This is a genomic window from Embleya sp. NPDC008237, from assembly GCF_042956465.1.
Classification (GTDB): Bacteria; Actinomycetota; Actinomycetes; order Streptomycetales; family Streptomycetaceae; genus Embleya.
The window spans coordinates 251,157-259,148 of sequence record NZ_JBIBGL010000002.1; the positions used below are offsets into that span (position 1 = coordinate 251,157).

6 protein-coding genes are annotated in these 7,992 nt (G+C 71.5%); 3 read left to right on the forward strand and 3 right to left on the reverse strand.

Translation table 11 applies throughout. The features are described from left to right. Window position 1: 1 nt before the first annotated feature. From ACFZBU_RS04305 to ACFZBU_RS04315, 3 genes are all read right to left on the reverse strand, one after another. Window positions 2–934: an ABC transporter permease gene (locus ACFZBU_RS04305; RefSeq protein WP_391582438.1), complete on the reverse strand. Its 933-nt coding sequence runs from the start codon at window positions 932–934 to the stop codon at window positions 2–4. Further along, entirely contained in the window at window positions 934–2,580 is a 1,647-nt protein-coding gene (locus ACFZBU_RS04310; protein ID WP_391581953.1) for an ABC transporter substrate-binding protein, read from the reverse strand. Before ACFZBU_RS04310 ends, ACFZBU_RS04305 begins: the two co-directional genes overlap by 1 nt. Before the next feature lie 869 nt (window positions 2,581–3,449). After that, entirely contained in the window at window positions 3,450–4,430 is a 981-nt protein-coding gene (locus ACFZBU_RS04315; protein ID WP_391581954.1) for an NAD(P)/FAD-dependent oxidoreductase, read from the reverse strand. Window positions 4,431–4,630: 200 nt separating this feature from the next. Between ACFZBU_RS04315 and ACFZBU_RS04320 the strand changes: the two genes are divergently transcribed. From ACFZBU_RS04320 to ACFZBU_RS04330, 3 genes are all read left to right on the forward strand, one after another. Beyond that, on the forward strand, window positions 4,631–4,960 hold the full coding sequence (locus ACFZBU_RS04320; protein WP_391581955.1) for a hypothetical protein: 330 nt from the start codon (window positions 4,631–4,633) through the stop codon (window positions 4,958–4,960). A 45-nt stretch (window positions 4,961–5,005) separates the two neighbouring features. Then, complete coding sequence (locus tag ACFZBU_RS04325; protein WP_020552059.1) at window positions 5,006–5,626, forward strand: hypothetical protein; 621 nt, start codon at window positions 5,006–5,008, stop codon at window positions 5,624–5,626. 311 nt (window positions 5,627–5,937) lie between these two features. After that, window positions 5,938–7,728 (forward strand): glycosyl hydrolase family 18 protein, encoded by a 1,791-nt coding sequence (locus ACFZBU_RS04330; RefSeq protein ID WP_391582439.1) that lies wholly within the window; start codon window positions 5,938–5,940, stop codon window positions 7,726–7,728. The last annotated feature ends 264 nt before the right edge of the window (window positions 7,729–7,992 follow it).

Sequence of the window (7,992 nt, forward strand, 5' to 3'; positions counted from 1 at the left end):
GTCACACCGTCCTTCCCACGCGCGGATCCAGCACCGGATACAGCAGGTCCACCGCCAGCGCCACCAGCACGAACACCAGCGCCGCGAGCAACACCACGCCCTGCACCATCGCCACGTCCTGGTTGTCCACCGCGACAGCCGTCAGCCGGCCGATCCCGGCCCGGGAGAACACCGTCTCCACCACCACCGACTCCACCAGCAAATTCCCCGACACCACCGCCGCCAGCGTGATCGCCGGCAACGACGCGTTGCGCAGCGCATGCCGCAGATGGATCCGCACCCGGCCCGCACCCTTGGCCCGCGCCGTCTCCACGTACGGCTCGGCCAGCGCGGTGGTCATGCTCTTCGCCAGCACCTGAGCGATCAGCGCACCCGCCGGCAGCGCCAACGTGATCGCCGGCAACACCAGGCTCCGCACACCCTCGTTGCCCATCGCCGGCAGCAGCCCCCACTGGAAGGACACCACCTGCACCAGCAACAACCCCACCCAAAAGCCCGGCATCGAGATCCCGATCGCCGGCAGCGACAACAACACCTGACGCAGCGCCCGCAGCCGGGTGAACGTCGCAGCCAACGCCACCCCACCACCGCCGAGCACCGCCAACACCATCGCCGCACCGGTCAACGCCAGCGTCTGCGGCAGCGCGTCCGCGATCGTGCGCGCCACCGGCGCCCCCGTCTGCGCCGACGTGCCCAGATCACCGGTGAGCGCGTCCCCCAGCGCACGGGCGTACTGCACATGGACCGGGTCGTCGAGGCCGTTCGCACTGCGCACCGCGTCGATCTGCGCCGGGGTGGCGGTACCCTCCAGACCGCCCAGCTTGATCGACAACGAATCGCCCGGCAGCAGATACAACACGACGAACGACACGGTGAACGCCGCCCACAGCACCACCACCGCCTGAAGCACCCGACGCACCAGATAGCCGCGCATCAGCCGCTCACCCACGTGTCGTGGAACTGCAGACGCGAAGACGCCTCGAAACTCAACCCGTGCACCCGGGGACCGAGCGCATGCACCTGGGACAGCTCGAACAGCGGGATCACATACGCCCGGTCGGCGACGATCCGCTGCGCCTGGGCGACCTTGGCATTGCGCTGCACCGGGTCCAGGCTCTGCGCCTGGTCGTCCAGCACGGTGTCCAGGTCACCCGGGGCGATCCTGAGCCGGTTGCCCGTCCTGGTGCTGAACAGCGTGCGCAGGATGTCCGGATCCGCGCGGGTGACGTTGTAGTACGCGAAGTCGTAGTCGCCCGAGTTCTGCACCTGGTTCTGCTCACCGGCGGCGAGCTTGCGCAGCCGCAGATCCACGCCGACCTTGCGAAGTTGCTGCTGGACCAGTTCCAGGACGGACTGGCTGGCGTTGAACAGCGGCGCGAAGATCACGTCCACGACGAGCCGGCGCCCGTCCTTGACCCGCACGCCGTCCGAACCCGCCTTCCAACCGGCCTCCTCCAACAGCCGCCTGGCGCCCTCCGGGTCGTGGCCCAACTGCGCGGACAGGTCCACGTACCCGGGGGTGACCGAGGCCAGCGGCGAAGTGGCGGCCCGATACTTCGAGGTGAGCACGGTCTGCGCCAACTCCGGCCGATCCACCGCCTTCTGGATCGCCCTGCGGACTGCTTCCTCGGCCAGGATCGGCCGGGAGACATTGGCCTGGAGGCTGAACACGACGCCCGGGTTGGGCCGGGTCGGCACGGTGTACCCGGAGGCGAACCGGCCCTCGTCCTGCGGCTGCACGTCGCTGATCGCGTCCACCTGGGCGGACTCCAGGCTGCCGGCGCGCACGCCGGACTCGGGCACGATTTTGAACACCAGCTTGTCCAGGTACGCCTCGCCCGGGTGGGCGAACAGCGACGAACCCCACGCGTAGCCGGTCCGCTTGACCAACTCCACACCCTGGTTCGGCTTGTAGGAGCGCAGCGTGAACGGCCCCGAGCCGACCAGATCGCCCTGGCAGCGCTGCTCGGCGGTCTTGGCCAACGTGGCGGGGGAGAGCAGCCCCAGCGACATGGTCGAGGTGGCCTGGAGGAACTGGGCACTGGGCGCGGCGAATTCCACCCGCACGGTGGCCGGGTCCAGCACGGTGGTGCCCCGGTACCCGGTGAGGTAGCTGCCCGCGATGGTGGCCTTGGCACCCAGCGCGACCACCGCGTCGAGGTTGGCCTTGACCGCCGCGCCGTCCAGCGGCGTGCCGTCCGCGAAGGTGACGCCCGGACGCAGGTGGAAGGTGAAATGGGTGGCCTGCGGGTCCACCTCCCACGAGGTGGCCAGCCACGGCTTGATCTCGCCGGTCCTGTCGTCCTGGTCGGTCAGCGAGTCGACGATCTGGCGGCCCACGTTCAGGCTCGCGTTCGCGCCGAACTGCTGCGGGTCCAGGCACGTGGGGTCGGCGGCCAGCGCGAAGGTGAGCGTGCCGCCGGCCCGCGGCGGGCCGACCTCGGCGGAGTTCGCGGCCTTGTCGCCGGCGCCGTCGCAGGCGCCGGCCAGCAGCGCGAGGGCAGCCGTCGCGGCGCCTGCGCCGACGGTGCGGCGCAGTCTTCGAGGAGGGGCGGAGGCGGCGAATACCGAAAAGCGCATGGGAATCTCCGGGCATGGCGAATTCACGCGGCGGCGCGCGTGATTTCGAGCAGGGATAACCGTCGATTCGCGCGAACGCGCGGCGTCGGGAACGGCGCACGGAATGGGCGGCGCGTCGGAAATCGCGCCGGCGCGGGACGCGGCGAATCGAGGGCGAGGTCGTGGAACGGCGGGCGGACGGCCGACCGGCGATCAGGGGGATCGCCGGCGAGCGTCCGGCGGCGGAGCAGCCCGGTCCGCGGGGGTCAGCGGGTGCGACAGGCCGAGCTGTGCACGCGGCCGAAATCGACATGCCAGCGGGTACACAGGGGAGTTCGCGGACGGCGCACGGCCGCGCCACAGGGCGCGACGGCCTCGACCCGCCGGGAGGAGACTCCGGGCGTGGAGGCGGTGACCGGCACCACGAGCGTCATGACGTCCTTCGACAACAATGGATCGATATCTGCGACTGCGTGAGCCTATCGAGTCATCCGCCGACACAACAAGTGCCTATTCCGCTTTTCGGCCGGGTCGGCCGGAAATTGCCCCCGGCACGCGACTCGGCAATAGCGTCCCGCCGGGCAATATCACCGGGCCGACCTCCGGGACTCGACACCCGGGACGGGCATCCGGCACCCGGCATGCGGCGCCGGCAACCGGCCGCACTCGACACCAGGCACTCCACACCAGGCACTCGCCACCCGACATCAGGCGTTCCGGGACCCCGCAGCGGCCCGCCGCACCCCATACCCGACACCCGGCCCCGCGGCGCCCCACATCGGCCCCGCGGCGCGCCCGCCGCGCCGGACCGACCCCGCACCCGTCCCCGAGCCCCACGGCGGCGCCGCCCGGCAGCCCCGCAGCTCCCGGGCCGGCCCGCCCGGGTCCTCCTACGGCACGTCCGAGGAATGCCCCGGGAAGACGTGCGCCGACGGGTCGACCACGGTCATCGCGTTGTTGACCGCGGTGGCCGCCTCGCCGAACCCGGTGGCGATCAGCTTGACCTTGCCGTCGTAGTCGACGATGTCACCGGCCGCGAAGACCCGCGTCAGGTTGGTGCGCATCGCCTGGTCCACCACGATGTGCCGCTTGCGCTGCTCCAGGCCCCAGTGCGTCATCGGGCCCAGGTCGGCGATGAAACCCAGCGCGGCCACCACGGCCTGCACCGGGAGGGTGCGCACCGCGCCGTCGGCCTTGGCGACCACGTCAGCGGCCCGGACCTGTCCGTCGCCGTGCAGCACGGTGACCTCGGCCGAGGTGATCACCTCGGTGGTCGAGGCCAACACCCGGCGCACGGTGTGCTCGTGGGCGCGGAACTTGTCCCGGCGGTGCACCAGCGTGATCGACTTGGCGACCGGCTCCAGGCTGGTCGCCCAGTCGAACGCCGAGTCGCCGCCGCCCACGATCAGCACGTCCAGCCCGGCCAGATCGGCCAGGCGCGGTACGAAGTAGCGCACACCCTCGCCGGTGAACGCGTCGGCGGCGGGCAGCGGGCGGGGGCTGAACGTACCGATCCCGCCGCTGATCAGCACCACCTTGGCGCGCACCACCAGGCCGCTCGCGCAGGTGATGGTGACGCCGTCGTCGTCCTGTTCCAGCTGCTCGGCGCGGTGGCCGAGCAGATAGCTCGGCTCGAACGGCGCGGCCTGCTCGACCAGCGCGTCCACCAGGTCCTGACCCTTGATCGCCGGGAAACCCGCGACGTCGTAGATCATCTTCTCCGGGTACATCGCGGAGATCTGCCCACCGGGTTCGGGCAACGAGTCCAGGAGTGCGGTGCGCAGGCCCCGGAAGCCCGCGTAGTAGGCGGCGTACAGGCCGGTGGGGCCCGCACCGATGACGAGCAGATCGGTGTCGACGGTGGAGGACACGCGCGCTCCTTCCCGAGCGGGGTTGACCGGACCCTAGTCCAACGGCACACAGGCTTCTTCGAGTTCGTGCCCCGCGTCACACGAACGGAAGCACCGACGGGGCACGAGCTCGCCCAACCACGGGCAAATGTCCGTACGGTGGCGTATGGAAGCGATGGAACTTGTTCTCATCCGGCCCGCCGATCGTTAGGGTCCGGTTCATGGAGAACTCCTGCGCGCCGCCTCCCTCGGCCGCCACCCCGGCACGGGTCGCGGACGCCAGGGCTCCAGGCCACGCCCGGACCCCGCCCCCCGACGCGTCGACCCGCCCCGGCGACGCCCGCGATGCCCCGACGCCGACACCCCACCGCGCAGCCCGGAGCACCCCCGCGCCGACCGGTCGACTCACCCTCGACGGCGGCGCCGAACAGGTGTGCGGCAAACTGGCGGCGCTCGCGGTTCCGAGCGGCGCCGACGCCCTCTCCTGGCCCGTCGGTCCCGACCCGGTGCGCGAGCCCACCGCGTTCGCCGTGGCCGCCGCACCGTCCTGATCCGCTCCGACCCGTTCGAGTCCCGCACGACCGCGAGGATGCACCATGACCCTGTTCCCCGGCAGGGACACCGACGTCACCACCGCCGTCGCCGCTCTGCTGGCGAAGTGCCGACTGTCGATACCCCGCACCTGGATACTCACGGCGCTCGACTACGCCTGGCACGACGAACGCCCCGTCGTGGTCGTGCGCCACCAACCGGCCACCCACCCGCACCCGGGCGGCCCGCACGCCAGCGTGGTGGTCGACCGCGCCGACGGCACCCTGCTGGGTTGGACCCGGCTGGACGGCCCGCGCCCGGGCCCGCTGCCCGGCACCGAGGAGGCGCACGCCGCCGCCGAGGCGTTCTGGCACCACGTGGACCCGCTGCACGCCGAGGGGCTGACCGTGCAGTGGGTCGCGCAGCACGACGAGACCATCGGCACCGCGGCCGGTCGAGCCGCCTCGGTGAGCGGAATGCGGGTCAACGCGCGTCACATCAACGGGCTCTACACGTGGGCGGTGCTCGCCGGCGACCTGTCCGTGCTGACCTACGAGCGCGACGTGCAATGGGACGAACGGGCCGCCCGCCGGCGCACCCAGATGTGGCTGCACGACCGCTGGCGCGCGGCCGTGGACGGCACCGCACCGGCACCCGGCGCGCCGTACGCCCCCGCTCGGCGCTGACTTCGGATTCGCCGAACCCGCGGAAAATTTCGGCAAGTTCGGCAAAAGCCCTGACCACGCGGGCCCTTCGGGGCCCGCGTGCGGCATTTCCGGCGTCGGGCACGGCGGTTGGTCCAGACCATTTTGGTACAGACCATTGACCCCTGGTCCAGACCTTTCCTACTCTCACTGGGACCCGCGGTGGGGTGGCAGTCGAATCGTTTCCCCACCGGGAGGTGCCACGTCCCCGCATGTCTGGCCCCACTCGAGGAGCACCCTTGAGCACAGGAACCAAACGACGCACCACCCTGTCCCGGCGCACCCTTGTCGCCATGATGAGTGCCCTGCTGCTCCCCCTGGCAGCGATGGTCGGCCTCGCGTCCCCCGCACAGGCCGCCGGTACCACCGCCACATTCGTGAAGACCTCCGACTGGGGCTCCGGCTTCGGCGGCAGCTGGACCATCAAGAACACCGGCACCGCGGCGATCACCTCGTGGACCCTGGAATGGGACTTCCCGGCCGGCACCGCCGTCGGCTCCTCCTGGGACGCCACCGTCACCCGCACGGGTGACCACTACTCCGCCAAGAACGTCGGCTGGAACGGCACGGTCGGACCCGGCGCATCGGTGACGTTCGGCTTCAACGGCACCGGCCCCGGCAACCCCACCGGCTGCAAGATCAACGGCGGCTCCTGCGACGGGGGACCCACGAACCCCGGCGACAACCCGCCCTCGGCCCCCGGCACGCCCGTGGCGAGCAACGTCACCGACAACGGCGTCAAGCTGACCTGGGCCGCGGCGACCGACGACCACGGCATCAAGAACTACGACGTGCTGCGCGGCGGCAGCAAGATCGCCACCGTCACCACGCCCACCTACACCGACAGCGGCCTGGCCGCGGGCACCGACTACTCGTACAGCGTGGTCGCCCGGGACACCGTCGACCAGACCGGCCCGGCCAGTGCCGCGGTCACCGTGCACACCACCGGCGGCGGCGGGGGCAACCCCGGCAGCGCCGTCAAGCTCGGCTACTTCACCAACTGGGGCATCTACGGCCGCAACTACAACGTGAAGAACATCGTCACGTCCGGCTCGGCCGCCAAGATCACCCACATCAACTACGCCTTCGGCAACGTCCAGGGCGGCAAGTGCACCATCGGCGACTCCTACGCCGACTACGACAAGGCGTTCACGGCCGATCAGAGCGTCAGCGGCGTGGCCGACAACTGGGAGCAGCCGCTGCGCGGCAACTTCAACCAGCTGCGCCAGCTCAAGGCCAAGTACCCCAACATCAAGATCCTGTGGTCCTTCGGCGGCTGGACCTGGTCCGGCGGCTTCGGCCAGGCCGCGGCCAACCCCGCCGCGTTCGCCGAGTCCTGCTACAACCTGGTCGAGGACCCGCGCTGGGCCGACGTGTTCGACGGCATCGACCTGGACTGGGAATACCCCAACGCGTGCGGCCTGACCTGCGACACCAGCGGTGCCGCCTCGATCAAGACGCTGCTCGCCGCCACCCGGGCCAAGTTCGGCACGAACAACCTGGTCACCGCGGCGATCACCGCCGACGCGTCCTCCGCGGGCAAGATCGACGCGGCCGACTACGGCGGCGCCTCGGCGTCCGTCGACTGGTACAACGTGATGACGTACGACTTCTTCGGCGCGTGGGACGCCAAGGGCCCGACCGCCCCGCACTCGCCGCTGACCTCGTACACCGGCATCCCCAAGGACGGCTTCAACTCCGCCGACGCGATCGCCAAGCTCAAGACCAAGGGCGTCCCGGCGAGCAAGCTCCTGCTCGGCATCGGCTTCTACGGCCGCGGCTGGACCGGAGTGACCCAGGCCGAACCCGGCGGCACCGCCACCGGCGCAGCCCCCGGCACCTACGAAGCCGGCATCGAGGACTACAAGGTCCTCAAGAGCAGCTGCCCCACCACCGGCACCATCGCGGGCACCGCGTACGCCAAGTGCGGCAGCAACTGGTGGAGCTACGACACCCCGGCCACCGTCGCCTCCAAGATGAGCTGGGCCAAGGCGCAGAACCTGCGCGGCGCGTTCTTCTGGGAATTCAGCGGCGACACCACCAACGGCGAACTCGCGGCCGCGATCCACAGCGGCCTGGGCTAGCCCCCGGGACGCGGCCACGAACGCGGCCGCCTTCACCGCTTCGTGACCGCAAGGTCGTGGCCGGGCCCACCGGGGTGCCCGGTCACGACACCACGAGCGGACCCGTCGTCCACCGGCGCGGACGGCGGTTCCGGCACAGACCGGGCGGGGGGGGGGGCCCGCCCCCCCCCCCCCCCCCCCCGCGGGCCCCCCCCCCCCCCCCCCCCCCCCCCCCCCCACCCGGGGGGGGCGGGGGCCCGCGCCCCCCCCCACACCCCACACCCC

Excerpts from the sequence above, each read along its gene's own strand:
- ACFZBU_RS04305 (WP_391582438.1), bottom strand. The coding sequence starts at position 934 with ATGCGCGGCTATCTGGTGCGTCGGGTGCTTCAGGCGGTGGTGGTGCTG.
- ACFZBU_RS04310 (WP_391581953.1), bottom strand. The coding sequence starts at position 2,580 with ATGCGCTTTTCGGTATTCGCCGCCTCCGCCCCTCCTCGAAGACTGCGC.
- ACFZBU_RS04320 (WP_391581955.1), top strand. The coding sequence starts at position 4,631 with ATGGAGAACTCCTGCGCGCCGCCTCCCTCGGCCGCCACCCCGGCACGG.
- ACFZBU_RS04325 (WP_020552059.1), top strand. The coding sequence starts at position 5,006 with ATGACCCTGTTCCCCGGCAGGGACACCGACGTCACCACCGCCGTCGCC.
- ACFZBU_RS04330 (WP_391582439.1), top strand. The coding sequence starts at position 5,938 with ATGATGAGTGCCCTGCTGCTCCCCCTGGCAGCGATGGTCGGCCTCGCG.